This window comes from Clostridium sp. FP1 (assembly GCF_011065975.2).
GTDB lineage: Bacteria > Bacillota > Clostridia > Clostridiales > Clostridiaceae > Clostridium_AD > Clostridium_AD tagluense.
This window is the reverse complement of sequence record NZ_JAAMNJ020000001.1, coordinates 2,550,023-2,572,589: the sequence shown is the minus strand read 5'-3', so window position 1 is coordinate 2,572,589 and position 22,567 is coordinate 2,550,023. Positions and strand designations below refer to the sequence as shown.

The 22,567-nt window shown below is 30.0% G+C and carries 12 protein-coding genes; 2 read left to right on the top strand and 10 right to left on the bottom strand.

Annotation, left to right across the window (positions count from 1 at the left end; translation table 11 throughout):
• Positions 1 to 343 precede the first annotated feature (343 nt).
• Positions 344 to 1,735, top strand: coding sequence for a transposase (locus tag G9F70_RS12370; protein ID WP_224617544.1), 1,392 nt, complete (start codon positions 344 to 346; stop codon positions 1,733 to 1,735).
• A gap of 15 nt (positions 1,736 to 1,750) precedes the next feature.
• On the opposite strand, the gene G9F70_RS12365 is transcribed toward G9F70_RS12370, so the two are convergent.
• Positions 1,751 to 2,209 carry a GNAT family N-acetyltransferase gene (locus tag G9F70_RS12365; RefSeq protein WP_164946426.1) on the bottom strand — a complete coding sequence of 153 codons (459 nt, stop codon included), beginning with the start codon at positions 2,207 to 2,209 and terminating at the stop codon, positions 1,751 to 1,753.
• A gap of 224 nt (positions 2,210 to 2,433) precedes the next feature.
• Here G9F70_RS12365 and G9F70_RS12360 point away from each other — a divergent pair, with 224 nt between their 5' ends.
• A complete protein-coding gene (locus G9F70_RS12360) occupies positions 2,434 to 5,994 on the top strand; it encodes a S8 family serine peptidase (protein ID WP_164946425.1) in 3,561 nt (1,186 codons plus the stop codon).
• Between the two features lie 107 nt (positions 5,995 to 6,101).
• Here the strand turns inward: G9F70_RS12360 and G9F70_RS12355 are convergent, their stop codons facing one another.
• The 9 genes from G9F70_RS12355 to G9F70_RS12315 all read right to left on the bottom strand — a co-directional run bounded on the left by G9F70_RS12355 (position 6,102) and on the right by G9F70_RS12315 (position 22,564).
• A complete protein-coding gene (locus tag G9F70_RS12355) occupies positions 6,102 to 7,862 on the bottom strand; it encodes a hypothetical protein (RefSeq protein WP_164946424.1) in 1,761 nt (586 codons plus the stop codon).
• Between the two features lie 4 nt (positions 7,863 to 7,866).
• Positions 7,867 to 9,147, bottom strand: a complete 1,281-nt coding sequence (locus G9F70_RS12350) for a TRAFAC clade GTPase domain-containing protein (protein ID WP_164946423.1) — start codon at positions 9,145 to 9,147, stop codon at positions 7,867 to 7,869.
• 67 nt (positions 9,148 to 9,214) lie between these two features.
• Complete coding sequence (locus G9F70_RS12345) at positions 9,215 to 9,853, bottom strand: hypothetical protein (protein ID WP_164946422.1); 639 nt, start codon at positions 9,851 to 9,853, stop codon at positions 9,215 to 9,217.
• A gap of 82 nt (positions 9,854 to 9,935) precedes the next feature.
• Entirely contained in the window at positions 9,936 to 11,210 is a 1,275-nt protein-coding gene (locus G9F70_RS12340; protein WP_164946421.1) for a vWA domain-containing protein, read from the bottom strand.
• Between the two features lie 21 nt (positions 11,211 to 11,231).
• The gene (locus tag G9F70_RS12335) at positions 11,232 to 13,577 is read right to left on the bottom strand and encodes a hypothetical protein (protein ID WP_164946420.1); all 2,346 of its coding nucleotides are present in this window, start codon (positions 13,575 to 13,577) and stop codon (positions 11,232 to 11,234) included.
• Positions 13,578 to 13,619: 42 nt separating this feature from the next.
• Positions 13,620 to 17,024 (bottom strand): tubulin-like doman-containing protein, encoded by a 3,405-nt coding sequence (locus G9F70_RS12330; protein ID WP_164946419.1) that lies wholly within the window; start codon positions 17,022 to 17,024, stop codon positions 13,620 to 13,622.
• Positions 17,025 to 17,068: 44 nt separating this feature from the next.
• Positions 17,069 to 18,835, bottom strand: a complete 1,767-nt coding sequence (locus G9F70_RS12325) for a vWA domain-containing protein (RefSeq protein ID WP_164946418.1) — start codon at positions 18,833 to 18,835, stop codon at positions 17,069 to 17,071.
• Positions 18,836 to 18,879: 44 nt separating this feature from the next.
• The gene (locus G9F70_RS12320) at positions 18,880 to 19,845 is read right to left on the bottom strand and encodes a hypothetical protein (RefSeq protein WP_164946417.1); all 966 of its coding nucleotides are present in this window, start codon (positions 19,843 to 19,845) and stop codon (positions 18,880 to 18,882) included.
• Between the two features lie 31 nt (positions 19,846 to 19,876).
• Positions 19,877 to 22,564, bottom strand: a complete 2,688-nt coding sequence (locus G9F70_RS12315) for a hypothetical protein (RefSeq protein ID WP_164946416.1) — start codon at positions 22,562 to 22,564, stop codon at positions 19,877 to 19,879.
• Between the last annotated feature and the right edge of the window lie 3 nt (positions 22,565 to 22,567).

Here is a 22,567-nt window from a genome sequence, read left to right as displayed (position 1 = left end):
GCTTTAATATTAAAAACTTCAGAAGGAGATTTATAATCCCACTGAAGTTTTCTTTTTTAAAAATAATCGGTGGATTTCTATTCACTTTCTTTACTTTTCCATAAACTCCAAAAGCCAATCTCTTGAAATCTATAATTAATTGTTTTTATATAACATTTCTACATGTGGAATATCATCTTCTAAATACACATCACTAACTCAAACTTCGCACATATAAAACTGGCATAGACACTTGCTGTATCAAGGTTTAAAGGCATTAATAAGTAGAAAAATCCTCCTAAAAATGATATAATGTAAGTAACTACAAATACAATAAATATCAAAATTAGGAGGACTTATTTATATGACTAATATACCACAAATTAGTGAAAATGAAAATGACTTTATGAAATCCATCATAAGTTTTGTTAAAAAATTCAAGGTTATTAACGCTTTAAAAAAATCAAATTGCTATAAAGAAAAAGGGACATGTGTCCATGATATTTTTTGCTATCTATTGCAGTTAGTTTACACTGGTAAGAGTATGTATATGAATTATCAAACTAAAAGTGATGAACCTAAATTCGGAAAAGATACTGTGTATAGATTTTTAAATTCTATGTACATAAATTGGCAAACATTTTTGCTACGACTCTCTGGAACTGTTATAGAAACACATTTAAGAAATCTAACTTCAGAGGATCGCATGAATGCAATTATTGTTGATGATTCATTTTACGGTAGAACTAGAAGTAAAAAAGTTGAATTACTTTCTAACGTTTTTGATCACGCAAGCAAAGGTGCTAAATATAAAAAAGGTTTTAGAATGCTTACAGCTGGATGGACTGATGGCAATACATTCGTTCCTCTTTCGTTTAATCTACAAAGTTCTGAGAAAGAAAAGAATAGGTTTTGTGAAATGAAGGACGGCTTAAATAGAAATTCGATTGCCTATAAACGTAGAAAGCAAGCGATTTCAAAGTCTACAGATGTTATGATTGATATGCTTAAAACTATTGTAAAGGCTGGTGTCCCTGCAAAACATGTATTGTTTGATAGTTGGTTTTCTTATCCTTCTACAATAATGAAAATACTTAAACTTAACTTACATACTGTAGGTAGGCTTAAAAATACTACCAAAATAAAATATATTTTTAACGGTGAAAGAAAAACATTATCCCAGATATATAAATCAAGGAAAAAACGACCAGGAAGATCAAAATATCTTTTATCAGTAATGGCACAAATTTATGATTCCGCTGATAATAAATTGGATGTAAAACTAGTTTTTGTTCGGGACCGCAATGATAGAAAGAAGTGGATTGGATTCATTTGTACTGATTTAAGCTTAACAGAAGAACAGATTATTGCTCTTTACGGAAAACGATGGAGTATTGAAGTTTTCTTTAAAATATGTAAATCTTATCTAAATCTTGGAAAAGAATTTCAAGGTCTTTCTTATGATTCAATGATTGCACATACTACAATTGTGATGACCAGATATATTATGCTAGCTGTAGAAAATAGAAATAATAAGGATGAACGCACCATGGGCGAACTGTTTTTTCTTATCCATGACGAGCTTCAAGATGTAAATTTCTCAGAAGTTTTAAGAGTTATTCTCGATATTTTAAAAGAAGTTCTACAGGATCTATTGTTTTTAACTGGCGAGCAAATAGATAGATTTATTGATAATTTTATTTTAAAACTACCTAAACATTTTGCTGAGAAATTCAGTGTTAAAAAAGTAGCTTAAAATCAAATATTAATGCTATTTTAAGCTACACAAGTATTTATTCATAAGGGTTTTCAGGCATTCTTGTCCTGCGAAGTTTGAGTCACTAACCTTTACAAACCCCAGACTTGAATAAAAATTCAATAAATACTCTTGTGCAGAAATTCTAATTGTTTTTTCATTTAAATGATTTACGATAAATTCTATTGCTCTTAGCATCATTTGCTTTGCTAATCCTTTACCACGATATTTTTTATCAGTTAAGACCCTTCCTATAGATATCTCGTTATAAGAAATGCCCTTTTCTAAAATTCTTAAGTACGCAAGGATTTCTCCATTTTCTTTTGCAAATAAATGATAAGATTTTTTATCTTTACCATCACACTCCTCATAAATACATTGCTGCTCTATAACAAACACTTCATTTCTAAGTTTTAAAATTTCATATACTTCTTCACCGCTTAGTTCAGTAAACTTTTTCATTTCCCAATTCATGGTTCTCCTTCTCCTTTGCTTCATTTATATAATTTAGTTGAAATTTTTTATATCTAAATCTTAATGTAATTTAGTTAAGATTTCAACCCTTTTGACTTAATATTAAGTATAATAAAAAATCTGTTAATTGCAATTTTTTTCTCGGAAATATTATTTTTATTTCCTTTTTTGCATTATTATGATAATATATAATAAATATTGTATATTTAAAGGGGGACTAAATAATGAACAGAAAAAAACTATTGAGTCTAGTTCTTACAGTGAGCATTTTAGCTTCAAACATTTATATGTTTAATGTTAATGCAAAAGGTATCAGTGATGGAGCTGGGTATAAACCAACTATGACATCATCAAAAGATTTAACCAATGTATTAAACGAATGGCAGGTTTCTAAATATAAAGGAGAAGGCATGGTAATCTCTATAATTGATAGTGGTATTGATTATAGACATAAAGATATGAAACTTACTGATCCATCAAAAGCTAAGATTAAAAATAAAAGTCCACAAGGAAAAGGAAAGTATTTTACTGATAAAGTTCCTTATGGATATAATTATGCTGATAAAAATCAAAACATAATTGACGAAGGTAGCATGCATGGAATGCACGTAGCTGGTATAGTAGCTGCAAACGGAAATTCTACTGAGGTTTCAAAATTTGAAGCAATTCAAGGAGTTGCACCTGAAGCGCAATTACTTGCAATGAAAGTCTTCTCTAACGATCCCGATTATCCAAGCTGTAATGATGAAGATGTAGTTGAAGCTATAGAGGATTCTGTAAAACTTGGCGCAGATGTAATAAATATGAGCCTTGGTTCCGATTCAGGTTTTGTAGAAAATAGCGCACCTATACAAAAGGCTATAAAAGAAGCTGAAGAAAAAGGTGTAGTTGTAGTAGTTTCAGCTGGAAACTCTGCATACTCAACATCTCCTGACAAAGTTTCTGATATAGTTGATACATCCGTAGTTGGCGCTCCATCTACTGCAAAAGAAGCACTAAGTGTAGCATCTATTAATAATAGTATGCTTGTAAACTCTGCCCTATCATATAAAGTTGGTACTGAGTATAAGGATATAGCATATTCAACATCAGAGGTTAGTCCAATTGGAATCTTAAAAGGTGAATACGAACTAGTTGATTGTAGTCTTGGAACTCCTGAGGATTTTAAAGGCAAAGATTTAAAAGGTAAAATTGCACTTGTCAAAAGGGGCTCTAATACTTTTATAGAAAAGAAAGTAAATGCTCAAACTGCAGGTGCTGTAGCAACAATTATATACAATAAAGATGGTGAAAAAGGATATATTAGCATGTCTACTGACCCTATTGTGAAAATTCCTTCAATATTTGTAACTAATGAGGATGGGTCTAAACTATTAGCTTCAATAAAAACTGGCACTAAAATTAAATTCCAAGATAAGAAAGTAAGCATAAAAAATCCTACCGCTGGAGAAATGTCTGATTTTACATCTTGGGGTCCTACTCCAAATTTGGAATTTAAACCTCAAGTTACTGCTCCCGGTGGAGATATTCGTTCAACAGCCAATAATAATGAGTATAAATATATGTCAGGAACCTCTATGGCATCCCCACATACCGCTGGTATTATGGCATTAGTTCTACAACATATGAAAGAATTAAAATTAGACAAGTTATCTCCAAAAGAAAAAGCAGAACTCGCAAAGCAACTTGTTATAAATACAGCAAAACCTCAAATTGATCCCTCTTCTGACAAAGATTCGATTCCATTTTCTCCAAGAAGACAAGGTGCTGGTCTTGTAGATGTAGCTGCTGCTGTTAAAACCAATGTAATTGTTGTAAATGAAGCCAATGAATCTACTGCTGCATTAAAACAAATTAATGGACTTACAAAACAATTCACTTTGAAATTTAAGAATTATGGAAATAAGGAAGAAACCTATACTGTTAAGACTCCAAATGTAGTACTATCAGATAAGAGTGATGAAGCAAAAGACATAATTCTAAAAGGAGCTACAGTTTCCTTTGATAAGGATAAAGTCGTTGTACCTGCCGGATCAGTAGTGGAGCTTAAGGTTACACTAAATATACCTGAAAGCACAACTAAAGGAGCATTTGTAGAAGGATTTTTAACCTTTGAACCTAGTTCTAAAGATTCAGCGACACTTGGCGTTCCATATATGGGATTCTATGGTGAATGGAATGAATCTTTAATCATGGACAAGCCACTTTGGGATGAAGGCTCTCATCTAAAAGGAACTGGAGTATATAGCTTAACTGAAAATGAGGATGAAAATCTTTTAGGAGTAGTTGGTGAAGATGAAAAAAGCAAATTACCAATAGTTGATGAAAAATTAATCGCTGTAACTACAGCAAATGGAAAAGTAAGTGTAACACCAAAAATAAAATTACTCAGGAATGCTAAAACTATGCTTGTTAATGTAGTAGATGAAAAAGGAAATTTAGTCAGGAGGCTAGGTGTTGAAAAAGATTTAGCTAAAGATTTATGGAAAGCAGACCCTGCTAATAAATTACAAGATGATAACTACAAAGAAGAATCGCCATGGATATGGGATTTAACTAGTTATAATCCAGTTAGTGGAAAATATGAAATAGTTAAAGATGGGCAATATTATTTTGAAGTTAAAGCATCAATTGATTCTACTACTACAAATTATCAAACTATGAAATTACCAATTAAAGTTGATTCAACTCTTCCTACTGCAGCATTGACTTCGCAAAGTAAAGTAAATTCAAGAAAATATGTTTTAAAATTCAAGGCAACAGATAAATTATCTGGAATAAAAGATTTTAAAATTATGAAAAATGGAACATATATTACAGATAAAAATGGAAGTACCTCTATGAAATTAGCACAAGATGCCGATGGAAACTACTACGTAAATTTAGATCTACAAAGTGGTAATAACAATCTCACAATTTATAGTACTGATTATGCTAAAAACACCTATGAATATTCAACAAAGGTAGAAGTACAACCCCTTACAATAACTTCGCCTAAAGCGAGCACAGTATTCCCTTCAGGTAATTTTGAATTATCATATTCAGGAGATTCTAAACTTGTTTCCGACATGAGATATTTCAATATTTTAGTTGATGGTGAAGTTTCCGCAAAAAATATTGAAACATTATCTTATAAATTTGAAAACTTAGCTCCTGGCAAGCATCAAATAACTGTACAAGCTTATGATATAAAAGATACTAAACTTGAAGAAGTGAGTACAAATGTAATTGTTAAAAATGATAAATTATATGTTAACTTTACCGGAGTTAAAAGAGAAGGTAGTTTCTATAATTCTGCGACTCCTACTTTAAGTGGAGATTTATCAACTGGAGTTAAATTCTTTAAAATACAAGGCACCGACGTTACTATAAATTCAGACTTAACTTTCAAGAAAGAACTAAACCTACAAAATGGCCAAAATAAAGTTTCAGTAACAGCAGCAGATGAAAAAGGTAACAAGTTCGACTATTCATTGAATCTTTATTGTGATTTACTTGCTCCTAAGTTAGCTATTAAAGGCATTGATATATCTGGCAAAGATAAACAAATAAATGTAGCAAAAAATGTTGACACTTTTAAACTCAACTGTGAAGTTTCTGACAATAACTTTGGATTTAAATTGTTTGTTAATGGAAATGAAATATCTACAACTGCAGATATTTACGCTAAAACAGCTCACTTTGAAACAGAAGTAAAACTTCATGCAGGAATGAATTATATTGAAGTTAAAGCTGTAGATAGAGCAGGTAACGTGACAAGTAATATACTATCCGTATTCCGCTAAAAACAATAAAAAGATAGTCTTCATCTTATGAAGACTATCTTTTTATATTTAATTTAGTTGTATGATTAAATCAAACTAACTCAATTGATACCATAATAGTGTTAACACTACCTTTTAAGTCTTAATATAATTTTTTTTATTCCCCCACACATATCTAACTCTAAATCCTTAATCCTACCTATTATAGACTCATTATCACCTTGCAATATTTGCCTTCTAAAATTTTTATCTTTAAAGAAATCATTATCCTTATTTTCTATATAACTTTTCAAAGCTTCAAAAAAGCTAAAACTCAATTCTTTTTCCTTTAATTTCGAAAAATCATTAACTGCCCATAATATATAATCTCGAGCCTTCGCTATCCCACCATGGCCGAGTAAATAATTAAAGAGCTGCTTAAAGTTATAATTTATATAAACTCCTTTAGCGAAAGCATCTTCTTTTTCAGAAATGTAGTCCAATGTATTATGAAAATTACACTCTATAAAACCAACCATAATTTTTCTAAAAGTTTCTCTTGAAATTTCCTTTTCATAAAAATATTGTATTCTCTCTTTTACTTTCAAAAGTATGGGAGACACTTCATAGCCCTCTGTAAGCTTTTCAAGGGACAACTCACAAATCTTTCTTTCATTAAAACTTATTTCCCTATCTACCTTACTCGCAAGTATTCTCTGAAGATAATATACCATCATATATGTACCATTATTTTTATACTTTTCTTCCATAATAAAGCTCTTTATTTGCCTCTTAGATATTTTCGATATATCTATATCTTCTAAGATATTCATCTCAATTTCTTTACCTTTAGGCTCTTGGATTTTTATTTTTTCAATTTGAACTATATTGCTTTCTTCAGATTTTATTACCTTATATTTTAAGTTTTCTTGGACACTCGCTGCGAACATTCCATTATATTCTTCTAAACTAAGTCCTTGACCCTGCTGATTTTCTTTAATATATTTATCAACTTTTTTTAAAAACTCATTTAATACTTTCGGCTTATCTAGGTTATTCCAAATAAAATTCAAATAATCATTTTCATTTTTAAGTTTCATTACATTTAAATGTTTTTCCTCTTGAAAATCAAAAACATATGCAAGAGATTGCGCTACATCAGCTTTCCTTACCCCACCCTTAGCCACAAACTGAAGATTTATAAACTCCTTGATTTTTGAATCTTTCGCATAAGTTATAAACCCGAAATTTCTTCTAACTAGGTATGGAAGACCTATATATATATACTCCATTAGCTGTTTTGAGTATTTTGATAACTGCTGCGCTGGCACTTTCAGCACTATATATATTTTTCTATTATTTAAAACAGAATCAAAACACGCACTTAAAAGCTTCTTATACATAATCTCTTGTATACCTAATTCCTTGAAAAACTTATCCCTTTTGAAAAATTCATGACTCTGCTTATCCATAGGTATGTCAGTTAATTCATCTAAAAAAGTTTCACCTCGCTTATTATCACCCCCATGTAATTCAAAAATCGGCATTTTAAATTCCGCATGAAAAATTCTTTCAGGATTTCTGATATAAAACTCCTTCTCCACCTGACTTACTACATAATTATGAGTGAAATATCTATTTCTTTGACCTGTATAATCTTTGCCAGCAAAGCTTGAACATCCAATTACCATTTCTCTAGATGGTATATTAAAACACATAAGTGCCTGGGGATATTTATTTAAATCTTCTTCCTCTATTAGTTCAAAAGGTGCTTCATAAAAACAATAGTTATGAAGCACCTCTTTTATTAACTTATCTTTTAAACCCTTGCTTTTGGAAATAGTATCATATCCTGGGGTATCACTGAATAATCCTTTTTTCTCCCTTGTATAATAATGTTGCTGAATCATACTATTACCTTCCTTCTTTAATATAACCCATCTTATATAAAAGCCATAAAAAAGGCTCTTCTATTCTTAAAGGGGATATAGTAAAATTGTCATTGATTTTAGAGTTTTCTGGGTTACACCCTAAAGAAGACACTGCAAAATAGCCTACATTTTTAAAATATGCATCCATAGCACCTTTAAAAGGTGTGTCTACTTTAGTTAAAAACCTTCTTATTTCTCCATCAATATTTTCAAATTCATTTAGATTAAAAATGCCCTCATGATTACAATTTCTAAATACGTTACTACTGGCACTTATATATTCTTCATCATTTAAACTAACTAGCATATCACTTTTAGTAACCACTACTGCTGTAGGTATATCTGTTATAGTTTTTTCCTGCTTAGATATAAAATTTTCGAATAAATACACAAGAATTTCTTTAGGTTCTTGATATTTATCTGTAAAATCTCCTTTTGATCCATTTGCTAAATTTATTTTTTTCCTTAATGCCCTCATTTGTAATGGGTCTATAAGAAATATAATACCGTCAGAATTTTGAATATGTTCTCCGTGCTTGTCTATATAATCCTTATCCGTCATACCTTCTCCTGGCACATCATAAAACACAAAAGTTATTGGCTTTTTAGATTCATCCTTAAACTTAAAAGTTTCAATTAATGGATCTATATGTTGCTTTGGGGTAGGTTCTAACATTTTATTAAATTCAAATATTATCCTCTGGTTCTGCTTTATATCTTCATTATACTCTGAGCTTCCAGGAATAACTGCTGCTTTAAACTTTTCCGCAATTTGGCGTTCAAGATAATATAAAAGACAAGACATATAAACAGACTTCCCCGCTTGAGAAGCTCCTACCACTGAAATTATTTTTGTATCCCCTCTACCTGAAGTTATAGGGAGCACATTATGACAATATGGACACAATCTCTCCTGTGTAACCTTATCATAATTATCTCTTACTTCAATAATCGCATTATCAACCTTGGTCTTGTTTTTTTCTGGCAAATCTACTGCTCTAATAATAGCATTTATCTCTCCTAAGGTAGCTTTACCAATCCTTCTATTATATTCATTTAAAATCTCATCAATCTGTTTTTCATACTCTGGATCTCCATCCTGATCATGACTTACCCTAAAATGAACATCCTCATTATTAAAAGTTTTAAAACAAAATGGACATTTAATATCATCTGTATTACGTTTTTCTTTAGATCTCTTTAAATTATAATTTTTATCTGCTTTATTTTTTTTACCTAGTGCTAAAATATCAAAAATACCCATACAATACCTGATTTATAAAAACCATCAGGTACTCACCTCCCTTTTATAGCTATCAATGAACTCACTCTTACTTTTCTCTCAGATTATATGCGCTTCCATACCTATTAACATCCTTTATGAAAATCTTAACAAATTCATCCCTGCTAATTTCTATACTCGGCATTTCATTTACCCCTGGATGAAAGTCTCCTATAAAATCAAATTTAATTCCATCATCCTGACTTTCGGGATAGTTCCCCTGTTTTTTCACATAACATAGTACATCTTTTTTAAAAGGTGCATCACAAATTATTTTCATCTTTACTTTTTTATTTTTACTAAATAAAGGCTTATACTCTATAATCTTATAAAAAATATCAGGCTTTCCTGTACAAACAATTACTTCATTTTCTCCATCCTGTTGTTTTACAAGGATAAGCTTCTCATTAATTTCCTCCGCTTTAAAAATCATAAATTTGTATTGGTCAATCTCCCTTATACTCTCAACATAACCATTAAACTCTCTATACTCTTCTCTAGTAAATATCTTTACATTTTCCTTAGTTATAGCTTCTATACCTATCTCATCTAAGGCTTTAGACTTAAAAATATAGACTATATCATAGCCAGAGGCCCACTGCCATTTTATAACAAATTTTTCTTTTTCTATTTCACATTTTACTGATTTTATGCCTTGTTCTAAGCTTTCTAAATCTCTCATATTCATAGCAAAACTCCTATCTATATAAGGTACATTCATTTTCAAATGCCTAAGCAAAATTTTCTACACACAAAGCTATTATAAACTTCTATTCACCAAATGTATTACTGCCTTTTGCATTCTTTGAATATGAATCATAATTTATTTTTGAATTCACAGCTTTAAAAAATCCATTTTTTTTGTCTTTTACATCTACAGGTACTGAGAATAAAGTAAATATAGTTGTTAGCATTACAGCTGCAATTAACCTATAAAAAGTTCCAGCCCAAGGTATAAATTTAAACCCTAATTCTAAAATAATTCCTGCGGTTACCCCTCCTACTAGTCCACCTATAATAAATCCCTTTAGAAGATATTTATTATCAAACATAAAACTTATTGCTGTTGAAATAACAGCTCCTATAAGGGTTATAAATATTATTCTCATTATTGCATAAAATTTAATACTATCAAATAAGCCGTTTCTTTTATCTACGAGTAACCTTTGATCTCTATATTTATAGATTTTGCTGAAAATGTCCTTTAAATTTTTACTTTCAGAAACACTGTAATAATTTCCGTTAGTTACACTCGATATTTTTTTTAGCATTTTTAAATTATTATCCTTAGCCATTCCTACCGTATAAACGGAAATTTTATTATCCTGAAAAGGTTTTATAACTTCATCAAATTTTTCATTTAAATCAAAACTATCCTCTCCATCAGATAACAATAATACAATAGCATTCCTATCAACTTGCTTTGTGCTTTGTATTTCTTTTAAAGCAGTATCTAATGCAGCCTTCATATTTGTTTGACCCCTAGGCGCTTTTAGAGATTCTAGCTTTTCTAAAGCCGCTTGTTTAGTTTTTTCTGTAGCTTTAGTCATTGGAAATATTTCTAAAACTTTATTATCAAAGGTGTAAATAGAGAATCTTTTTTCTTCATTCATGTTTTTAATAAGATTTTTCGTTGCCTCAAATCTATCATTATTGGGATCTGTACTTTTCATACTTTCCGAAGTATCGATTAAAAGCAATATATCATTAACTTTTTTATTGTTAACATCAAACCCATAAATAAATTGAAATAATGCACCAACTATAAATAAAAGCACAAATGTGCACGGTACTAAGAACTTTAAAGAAGTTTTAGAATAATTATTTTTCCAATTATAACCATTGAGTCTTGGATGGATAACCTCTGCAATAATACACATAAGCCCTGCAAAGAAAGCTATAATTCCAAAATATAATCCCATGAGTATACTTTGAGGAAGGGTATATTTATAAGCATTTAATAATAGTTCACTAAATATAAATCCTAAAATACCACCTGCTCCACTCATGAAAATCATCAGTCCGTTAATTCTCTTATCCTTCACAAAAAATCCCCCTTCTTCAAACTAAACATCTGGAAGTAATGATGCATCTATTCTATGAAGCTTATACTCATTATCTATGCAAGAATGATAATATCTTGCAGCGTTTTTAATATACATTACATCTCCTAAAGTAAATCCCCCCATTAAATTAAGCTTTTCTATACCACTAGCTCTTTTTTCATGAACATAACCTATATTGTAACTTCTACCCTCTCTATCTACATTGAATGCATATTTAATAAAATCGCTACTATAATCACCAAAAAAATATTTTTCCTCGTATTTATTTACATTATAATTCATAATATAAGCTTTTACAGTGGAGTTTTCCTCTAATATACCGTAGAGCCTTTTATACAATTCATCTTTGGATAATACACTATTATCTGTAAGCTCTATAGATACATTAGCCCTTTCATTTAACTCATCCTCAAAGGATTTTGAGAACTCAGCTTCGCATAAAATGTATTTAGTGCAAACCTCACATAGTTTTTTAATAAATTTTTCTTTATCATTTATAGACTGATTTATATCCCCTAAAAAATTTTCCTTAAAATAAAAATCTTCGCCATAGCTCTCTGATAATTTATTTACTATTTTCTTAACTATAAGCGTGTAATATTCTTTTATGTTTTGTGCTATATATTCATTCTGCTCTTTAATATCATTATTTGTATAATCCTCAATACACTCCCTTATACTTTCAATATAATCAATTTTTTCCTCAAGTTCTTCATGAACACTAATAATAATATCTTCGCTTAATCTCAGGATACCTTGAGCTATCTTAAGTTTTAGTATGTACAGCTTATTTCCATAGACTCCTTTAAATAAGTCTTTTTTAATATCAGCTAAAACAACATTTGAAGAAAATAAGCTTTTGAAAAGCGAAGGCACCTGGACCCTTTTACTATAGATTTCATTGATTTCCTGATTTATAGCTTCAATACTTTTATCTATGTCCATACATTTAAGCCTTATGTCTTGCAACGCTTCCACTGGGTTCGTTAAACTATATGTGCCATATAACCCATATCTCTTATCTTCCATTAAAAGTTTGACAATGCCCCGTATTTCCTTGTTAAGACTTATGTTTTTTAATTTTTCACCAATAGCTTTTTCAAAATTATCGTTGAAGAAATGCTCACAACTATTCCCATAAAGCATTCCTTCAGCTTCCCTTAATGTAAGTTTTGCAAGTTTTGAAATAGAAATATTGGAACTTATAGTCATAAGCCCCCTCATGTCCTCTACCCCTTTTCCGTTGGGTAGCATACCACTAGCTTTTAAAGCTAAATTTTCATCATCTAACATAAAAACTCTTAGCAGATTCTCTTTGTTTTTATTTGAATACTGCTTTATTCTATTTATTAGCTCATCATAAAATTGGTTTATAGCCATTAGAGCAACTGTATTATTAGGCCTTTTGATTTTTGCAAGTCCTGCAGTAACCAAAGTAAAACTCCCATTCTCCTTTGAAATATTCTTTTTAAACCTAGCATTATCATAATATTGATTTTCCATATCATAATAAGTATCTATTTTCACATTTCTGTTTTTTATAAGATTTATATAGGAAATAATTTCGTAATTATCTTGCAGGCTTCCACTAGAAATTATACCTTTTTCATTAGTATCGCTAAGCAAATATACTAAATCAAATATAGGTTTATTTTCGCTAATAACTGGTAGCTTTCTGTCACTTCCAAAAACCTCTATATCTTCTTTAAAAGTGAAATCACTTTTTTGCATATATGAAAGCTCCTTAAAAAAGCTAAAGGCTAAGGCAGCATCAAAAAATGCGTCCTTCTGGTTTTTTTCTAGGAGTAAGCCATAGAAATCTGCTAAAACAATTCTAAAATGCTGTGAAAGCTTACTTTTTATTAATAAACTTATTTCCGCCACTAAAATATTCATAGCATCATCAGCCCTACTTACCACAGAAATATTTACCCTCTCGAAGGAGCTAAAAAGCTTACCACAATCTAAAAGCTTGTTTTTCATCTTCATTATTTCTTCATTTAGAGCTATAAGTCCATTCTCACCTTTATAAAAATTATCACTTATATCATATCTAAGGTTTTTTTTATCTTCTATATCTATACCATCAACTTCCACCTTAAAATTAAAAACATTTTCAGCTTCAAATTTTTCTTTATGGTATACATTAAAAAACATTATGCCTTTACTGTTATCCCATTTTTTATTTACATCCTCATATACAGACTTTAATCCTTCATTACTCTTATCTCCAATAAAAACAAAAACCACTGGACTGCTGGCAATTTTCTGTTCATCTTCTCTGTATACAGTATTATCAGTGCTTAAACAATATCCCTGTGCATATTCTTTCAAGATATTTTCCATTTTAAACTCACCACCTTTTGGCATTAAGAGTTGAATTTTAAGCTATTCTAAATTCACCCTAATCTCTTTAAGTTTATCATAAGTATTAACATAGAAACTATACATATCCTGTCCATTCTCTATTTCATACCTTCTGTAGTCTAACTCTTCAATAGCCTTACTATAATTTTCTATCATGCATTTTATTCTACTGTACAATGTAGTTGTTCCCTCTTCTATAGATAAATCCGCTAATCTTTTATCTGATTTAGCTTCAATAACATTCCTATGCTTTTCATCGATTTCACAATACTTATTATAAATTGAGAATTCAGCGTATTGCTTTTGCTTCATTAGATTAACAAAAGGCTCTATTTCTGTCCTTTCATCTGCATCCTTATCATACATATACACAATACCTTTTTTACAAATAGTTTCTGTATACATAGCTTGAATAAAGTTATCTAATAATTTGGTTTTTTTATCGTTATCGTAAATATTGCTTCCAAGCTTATTTATCTGCTGCTCTATAGCTTCATATTTTTCTATCTCAGAATTTAAAAGTTGAATTAATCTTGGACTTCTTATTAAATTTTCCTTTGCAACTTCTTCATCTCTACTATCAAAAATATAATACATTTGCAAATCATAGTCCTCAATATTTTCTAATTTATTCTGCATTAATTTTCTAAGTTCTCCAATACATTTCCTTATTTCAGCCATATTGGGGGTTTTTCCCTCTTCAATAGCTAAATCATAGTTTAATAAGAATTTCTCTATATTAAATTCCTTAGTGACAACAACTTTATACTGTGAATTTGTTATCGCAGATACTCGCTCTATACAGCCATAACTTACAGCTTTATCAAAAACCTGTCTTATTTCACTATTATATTTCTTGACTCTTTCATTATGATAACTAGTTCCCCAAGACTTTTCTGGAATAGGTGATGGTAAATATGTCCAGTTAGTTTCTCTTGTTTGAATAAGATGTCTTCCTATTCCCTCTTTAGTAAAAATGGATTCCTCATAAATTTTTTCATATTGTCTTATTGAGGTATAAGCATATAATGGCACTCCATTTTCTGTATTTAACCAAAATATTTTATTTGATACCTTGCTTCTCTTAATATTTACAGAATGACCTAAGGTACTGCTTTCTTTATATTCCTTAATTCCTTTATATATTCTTGGAGTTTTAGCTGGAACTGACACCATATTCCAAGATGGGAAAATTAGCGAGCCACCTGCATCTTGAAGCTGAAATATGGGTATTGCATCCTCATCTAGTCTTGGTGCAATTTCCGTTTGAATTAATCTTTCAATAGATTTTTCTTCTCCATACTTCATGATTAAAAAATCTTCCATAGATTTTGTTATTATATCTCCAAATTCTTCTGATACAAAGTTTGAAATAGAACCTACTATATCCATATGTTGCTCATCAATCCATTTTTGAGATTCCCCTAAAAGCTTATCTGTAAATCTTCTTATTAAATCATTTGTATCTTCATCACAAACCATCTTATCTATAGTTTTTACCACATCTGGTACATTAATAAGATTCCAATAATAGGTTTTCCCGCTATTAACTTGTACTTCTTCACCTTTAACAAGAATATTACCATCATCCTTAAGCACCTTATTTAATTCATTTAAAATTTCAGTGTAAACTTTATATATTTTATTGTTTAAATTGCTTATAATTTCAATAGCATTCTGATAGAATTCTATCATCTTCAAAGTTCTTTCTTCTTCTGTCCTTGCATAGTACTCTTCTATTTTAGCTTCAATATAATCATTTTTCTTTGATTCTTTTGTAAATAAAATAGTCTTCTTCGCTGCATCAAACTTATCTTGTGCATCCTCTCTAAGGTTTTTAATGTTATCTGGTAATCTTCTATGCTTTTCTATTAATGATTCTTTTATAATCTCTAGCGTTTTCACCATATTAAATCCTTCATTTGAAAATAACATCTTTGAAGCATAGAAGGGGCCCTTAGATGCATCTTTAAACATTCTATCTATCTGCTGATTTAATACTACAGATATTTCACCAGGGTATTGTCTTTTCACCTTCAGATACTCATCACAAATATCCCTTAAGTATTCACTAAGCTCTTCATCCATATTTACTGCTTCTTTTTTTATAACATTTGCAAACTCATACTTATCTCTGTTTTTATAACCTGAAATAGGTTGTCTACCTAAATTTTCACGTTCAAACCTTGCTTCTACGGCATCTTTGTCTAGTTTTACCATTCTAATAAATTGATCCACATCCTGCTCTGTTGGTGATTTTTCAAACATTACATCCATCTTTTCAAAAACTTTATATGCGAGATAAGTAGTTATTTCTTCAATAGGTAAAACTGCTGAGGATGCTCCTATAATGTTATATTTATAATTTGCAGAATAAGGCTTTTCCATATTCTTAATGTTTTGCTCAATGTTGCTTATGTAATCATGAATAGCAAACTCCTGTCCTGCTTGTCTTTCCTCACTAGCCATAAAATTCGTTATGTTTTCTGCCGTGACATTCATGCAGTAATCATAAGCATTACTTAATAGTTTACCCTCTTTATTTGTAGCAGAAATCAAGTGGCATAAATCAAAAGGTGGAGCCTGAGAATCAACTTCTAAAGCACTTTTATACTTCTGCTTAAATCTATCTCCCCTTTCTGAAATGTTCATTAAATAATCTAATTCTTTTAATGCAGCATATCCATTTTTCATAATATAGTTTCTCTCGTGCATTCCAAGACCCTTAGATATATTAACATCCGGGGTAAACAAGTATCCTAAAATATTTACCCTATCTATGCCATAGCCACCAAATTTTCTTTCCATTATTCCTCGAACTATATATGCAATATCAAGAAAACATCCACTTCCTGTTCCACCTGAAATACCTGTAAGCATAAATACATATAGCTTTTCCTTACTATCCTTCATAATAGTATTTATTTTTTTCTCTATACTTTCAACAACTTCATTTATCTTTGTGAAAAGTAATAACCTTCCAGCCTGCCTAACCCCACAAGCGCCTTTCATTCCATCTGATATATTAAGCTCCGGCGATAACCACTCTGAGATACATGGGTCCATAACTTTTCTATCACTTAAAATAGCTCCAATTTCTGCATTAGATAACATAACCAATTCACTTTGAGGGTCTAGTCCAATGCCTTTGTACTTCTTATTTTTTTCTTGCATATTAGTTTCAAAGCCTAAAAATTCTATTTTATCAGGCTTCTCTTTTCTTACCTTTGTTAAGGAATCTTCAGGTAATTTAAACCTTCTATTTATTTGATATTTTAATCTTAACATTGCATCTATACCCGTACCACCAAGTCCTATGATAAGCATAGGATTTTCAATGGTATCTACACGTATTTTATCACTAATGATTCCCCCACCAGTCATTACGTTTAGTTCCTGTATATGCTCTCTTATATTTGCATTCATATTAATTTCCCTCGCTTTCAATTTTGAGTTCTAAACTTAAAAAACTAGTTACTATAGAACTCTAGAATTATACTTTTAGATGATTTATTTAAAATTACTACTATTCTTTCACCATTATACAACTTTGTCTTAATATCCTTTGATAAAACTCTACCAGATTTTTGAATACTGCACTGTGAATTATTTGCTATCTCAATGCTGTCATCATTCTTAAAGTGAAATTTCAAGTCCTGTACCTCTGAAAATTCCTCTTTAAGTCCAAGTACATCATAAAGGCTAAATTTCCCATTGTAAGTATGCAAACTTCTATGTTGAGGCGCTGATACCTCACTAGTGTTTTCATCTCTAATTTTAAACATCACCCGCCCAAAGCCTGCTGCTTTATTTTTCTTTTTCACTATTCCCATTGTCACTGTTAGAATTAAAGCAATGATAGCGAGTACTGCAAAAATAATACCTACTGTATTTTTTTTATTATCGCTTTCATCTGTTTTTTGCACCGCCGTATTAGAAGGTTTTACTGTAGTTCCTCCTCCAATTGTCATAGGAGAAGTTTCTCTATAAAAACTCTTTCCATCCACCCTTATCTTAACCTCATATTTATCATTATCTTGCAGAGTATATTTTCCATTAAATAAATGATTACTATTTTGGAGCTGAAATTCTTTAATATCTCCGCTTTTCAAGTTTTTAACTATTAGTTTAGCTTTCATATCTTTATAAAGCCCATTGTCATCAATAACTTTTCCATTGCCCAGAAAATAAGCTTCTATATTCATAATCTGGCCTATTTTAGGTGCCACTGGATTAAATTTAGCCTCTAGCTCAATATCATAATTAAAAATGTAGCTAATATTTATTTTATCACCACTAACTCCCTTGACTTTGATTATCCAGTCTCCTTGCACCGGCTTTACTATTTTTAACATAGAATACTTACTCGAAGAAGTGAAAATTATATCCTTAGAAGGAATAGATATCTCAACGCCCTTTGGATTTACTAATTTTACGGAAACAGGCTTATCCGATAGCATAGACACATTAGCTTCCAGTACATTATCATTGGGTATATTTAACTCTACCTCTTGAAATCCACCATTTGCTATGATACTTCCACCACTTTGAATATTGATTTTTGAATTATCCGCATAAATATCCGTTAATATCTGTGTAAGTTCTTCTGCTTTATTAGTTATATAAGTTTTACCCTTAGTTTTACTTGATATACTTTCTAATTGTGCCTTATCTACAGTACCATCATAGTTTAAGCCTATAGTATATATAGGGTACTCCTTACTTTTCGCAGTATTTGTGGCATCATTTAAATCCTTTAATGACTCACTCATACTTCTCTGTGGATCGTTTTTACCATCTGATAAAAGAATAATAATTGGTTTATGAGTGTCTTCATGACCGCTCTCCATAAGTTTTACAGCTTCTTTTATACCCATCCCCGTATCTGTTTTTTGTCCAAAGGGTATGCTTGTGGTCATTCTCTTTACACTATCTTTGTCATCCGCTGAGTTCATTTCGGCTAAATTATGCAATCTAATAATATTATCTGAATAAGCCACAAGACCTACTTTGTTCCCCGAAGTTCCACACATATCTAGAAACATTTTAATAGCTTCTGTTCTTATTTCCTCTGGATCACTGGTTTTCATTGATCCACTAACATCTAAAACAAAAATCACATCTAAATTTGAAACTCCAGCACTAGGCATAGCAAAAACACTTAAGGTGCAGGATATTTGAAGTGTTAACACTATCATAAATGCTATTAATCTATTAACTTTTTTATTATGATTCATTTTGCTCAACTCCTTCTTAATCAAAGTCCAATGTAATAAAAAATCTATTTACAAATACTCTTATGTATTTTAGTATCCACCTGGCCTAAAATCCATTGAAATACTTCTGCTTCATGGTAGTTTGATTTATTTTCACTTTGCTTTATGGAATTAAAATCATCTAGGAGAAAAAATCTATAATCACTGAAATTATTTTCTATTTTAGCTTTAAAATTTTCTTCAATATACCCATTAAACTTGCTCTTAATCTGGTTATTAGTTATAAATGCTATTGGCTTATCAATTATTTCTCCAGGCTTAAGACCAAAATTTTTTTGAAGATTTAAAATAAATATATCTAATATGCCATCTAAAGTTAAATTATTTTCGCCCTCTAAATTTACAAGCTCCTCACCACTAAATATAAATACTATTCCATCATAATAGTTAAAGTATCTATACTTTTTCAAATTATCACTTAATGCCAAATCACTCTCATTAGTATTAAAAATATAAATTTGTCTTAAAGGTTTTTTTTTGTTTTTTCCCAAGAAGAACTTTTGAGCTTTTGGTGTTGATACATAGGCTTTAAAAGGTGATTTATCAAATTTCCATTCTATAGTATCAAGCATATTGTATGTGAAATTTGCTTTTATGGATGAGTTTGTTCCAATAATTGGTATACATATTTTCTTCACTTTATTCATTTTAACTCCATTTTTACAATTTCCACAAAGGGTTTTCAACTTATTTTTTCCGTTTATTGCAGTTAGTGGCAAGTTATTACCACAACTGCACTTAAAATAAAAAATATGCTTAAAGGTAGGCATCAGCGCAGCATACCTGTTGTTGCAATCTGGACAGACATAATAGGGCAATGTTACTTTTTCATAACATTCTTCACATATATCTGACAAATTCACATTGATTAAATTTTTTTCTATAAAGTATATAATTTTGAAGAAAATAAACTTAAGAGGATAGACTATTGCTTTGTAAAGAAATCTCATTATATCATTAAAAAACTCCAATCCCAGTCCCCCTTAGTGTAACTATGTTTTTCTATTTATGGATTAACTTATTTATTCCTCTTTGAACTATGGAAATTTCTCTGTTGCCATGAATTTTCTTACATATACTATCCCATGGAGTACTTATCATTGATTTATTTCTCACTAAGCCCATCAGATAACTCATATAACCTTCATATTTCTTCATTTCACGCGTAGACTTATTGCTTAAAATATTAATTGTTTTATTAGTAATATAATTAATTGTAGACTTTGACAACTCATCTACATTTCTGAAAACATAAATTATAAAATTAAAAAACACTTCATATCCTTCTAGTTTGTTTTCATTTAAAAACTTTTTATAAACTTTCTCCTCATTTAATATTGCTTCCAAGGTTTTCAAAAGTGCTTCATAATATATTTCTTCATACAATCCTAGGCAAATAGCATCAGTTATCCTTTGATAATCAACTTTTAAATCTTCATTTACTCCATTTATGTATATACTAGATAAATACCAAGATAAATATTTTCTGTATGTATGTCTGTCCATATAATCAAAGTCTAATTTAACTTTTCCACATACTGTTTTTATTACATTCGTTCCCTGCTGAAGATTCATTCCAAAATGAACAAGCCCCGTAATATCTGGCTTTGTTACAATATCTCCCATTCTTTTAAGATTCTTTATATCTGGAATAATTATTGCAATTTCTTTTTCTGGATATACTGCTTCTAATTGCTTTTCAAAGTTACTAATTAAATTATATAATAAAGATTCATCTATAGTAGTTTTTAAGCAGTTATTTAATATAAATTTAAGAATTTCAAAGGATTCCTTTGAAATCTCCACACTATTTTCTAAATTGTTCAAGAATTCCATAGCAGCTTTGGAAAAATATTTTCTTTTATATCTAGGTGTTTTATTAAAAATGGAATCGCAATAATCCCAAAAATATTCACTCTTGTCTTGCTCATAATTAAGTTCATACACAAAATATTTAAATAATAGTTCTTCCCCACCATCTATTTCACTCAAAATATTTCTAATTTTCAACTCCCAATCTTCATCATTCTCTTGTTTTGCTTCCTTTAAAAGTTGCAATACTATTTTTTCTTTTTCACTATCCCCACTGCCTAAAGCATTTTTATGGCATATAACCATAAAATTTGCGAAATACTCCTCATTCTTGTAAATAGACTTAGTTATATATTTCATTTCATCTTTATTAAAAGTTAAAATATCAACACATCTATCAATAAATTTCACTAATGCGGTATTTTTAATTATGCTTTCCCAACTTATAATATTGCATGTCCTATAGCTGTAAAATTCGAAATTTCCAAAAAGTATATATAAATAAAACTGAGCATGCCTTGCCTTTGCACCTTCCATATAGGTATAAAGTTCATCTAATCTATAAGAATCAAAGGAATAAGTTATAAACTCATCTATCTTATTACTATTTATTACTCTTATTTTGTCGTGTAATTCTATAATTTCTTCTAATTTAATATTTTCTCTATCTACCACCATAAAATAAAGAGCGTTAAAAAAGAATTCAAAAGCATTTTTTATATAAATTTCATTTTTTGTTTTAAGTGCTATATTAAATAAAAATTTTGAAATAACCTCTGCACTATGTAAATCTACTTCTCCACTTATTTTTTTAAGCATAGGTTCTATCTGTATAAAAAGTTGCTTAAATGTCTCTATAGAAGCATAGTTATTAACAAAGTCTATTCCCTTTATTATGCTATCTGTATCCATTTTTGCAATACCTTTTTTTATCATATTGTAAAGATATAGACAATTATCAATTTCATCATCTAGCACATCATAGTCAAATTTATCTATAAAATCTATAAATGGTAGCAAACTGTCTTTTGATATTGAAAGCCCTACCTGTGCTAATTTGGAAAATTTGAAGTCATGATTAAAATCACTACTATATCCATTTATAAAATCAAATGCATTATACTTATAAATATTATTACAATCCTTAAAATTAATTTTAGTTCCTTCTCCTGATGTACCACAAATAGTGTAATTTGTATTTTCGCAATCATTGCTATAAGTAGTAAAAGTTAATAATTTAGACAGTTTTAAAGGAAGACACATTTGAGCAGCGGCTATCCAGTAAACATTATTTTCATTAGTATCACAAAAAATAATTTTCTTATGTTCTTTATGATACTCAATAACTGCATTCATCATATTTTTAAAACTTTTGCTCCTTTTTGTAGTAGAAGCTCCTTTTAGAAATTCCGAAACGCTCTCTAATGTGATAAATCTTCCTAAAGGTAGTTGCTGCAATACTTGCAAAGATTCTATTTGCTGAACATTTTCTTCACCTTGGGTTAGCTGCTTTTTAAAAACCTCTGAGCCATATATCTGTATAGGATGAAAGGTCATCTCTCCCTTTTCAAACAATAAAACATGACAAAAGTAGTTTCCAAAGCGTCCACTATAGTCTTTTCCTGTATATTTAGCTTGGCATACTGCTTGTTTCCCATTTTCAAGAATAAAATAGGAAAAGGCCGTTGGAAACAATATATCTATTTCGTCTTTAGTAGGTTGACTAGGAAGATTACTCGGTGGAATATACATACAGTAACTCTCTATTTCTTTTCTTTCAGCCTCTGTAATCCCCTCAGATACGGAATAGGTTTGAAAACCCATTCCAGAGGAAATACCTTTTCTACATGAGGTATAATACAATTGCTGTATTTTCATAAA

What these genes read in the sequence shown, in the direction of transcription:
- G9F70_RS12355 (WP_164946424.1), bottom strand. Translation starts at nt 7,862, where the DNA reads ATGATTCAGCAACATTATTATACAAGGGAGAAAAAAGGATTATTCAGT.
- G9F70_RS12330 (WP_164946419.1), bottom strand. Translation starts at nt 17,024, where the DNA reads ATGAATGCAAATATAAGAGAGCATATACAGGAACTAAACGTAATGACT.
- G9F70_RS12315 (WP_164946416.1), bottom strand. Translation starts at nt 22,564, where the DNA reads ATGAAAATACAGCAATTGTATTATACCTCATGTAGAAAAGGTATTTCC.
- G9F70_RS12360 (WP_164946425.1), top strand. Translation starts at nt 2,434, where the DNA reads ATGAACAGAAAAAAACTATTGAGTCTAGTTCTTACAGTGAGCATTTTA.
- G9F70_RS12325 (WP_164946418.1), bottom strand. Translation starts at nt 18,835, where the DNA reads ATGAATCATAATAAAAAAGTTAATAGATTAATAGCATTTATGATAGTG.
- G9F70_RS12345 (WP_164946422.1), bottom strand. Translation starts at nt 9,853, where the DNA reads ATGAATATGAGAGATTTAGAAAGCTTAGAACAAGGCATAAAATCAGTA.
- G9F70_RS12335 (WP_164946420.1), bottom strand. Translation starts at nt 13,577, where the DNA reads ATGGAAAATATCTTGAAAGAATATGCACAGGGATATTGTTTAAGCACT.
- G9F70_RS12370 (WP_224617544.1), top strand. Translation starts at nt 344, where the DNA reads ATGACTAATATACCACAAATTAGTGAAAATGAAAATGACTTTATGAAA.
- G9F70_RS12365 (WP_164946426.1), bottom strand. Translation starts at nt 2,209, where the DNA reads ATGAATTGGGAAATGAAAAAGTTTACTGAACTAAGCGGTGAAGAAGTA.
- G9F70_RS12350 (WP_164946423.1), bottom strand. Translation starts at nt 9,147, where the DNA reads ATGGGTATTTTTGATATTTTAGCACTAGGTAAAAAAAATAAAGCAGAT.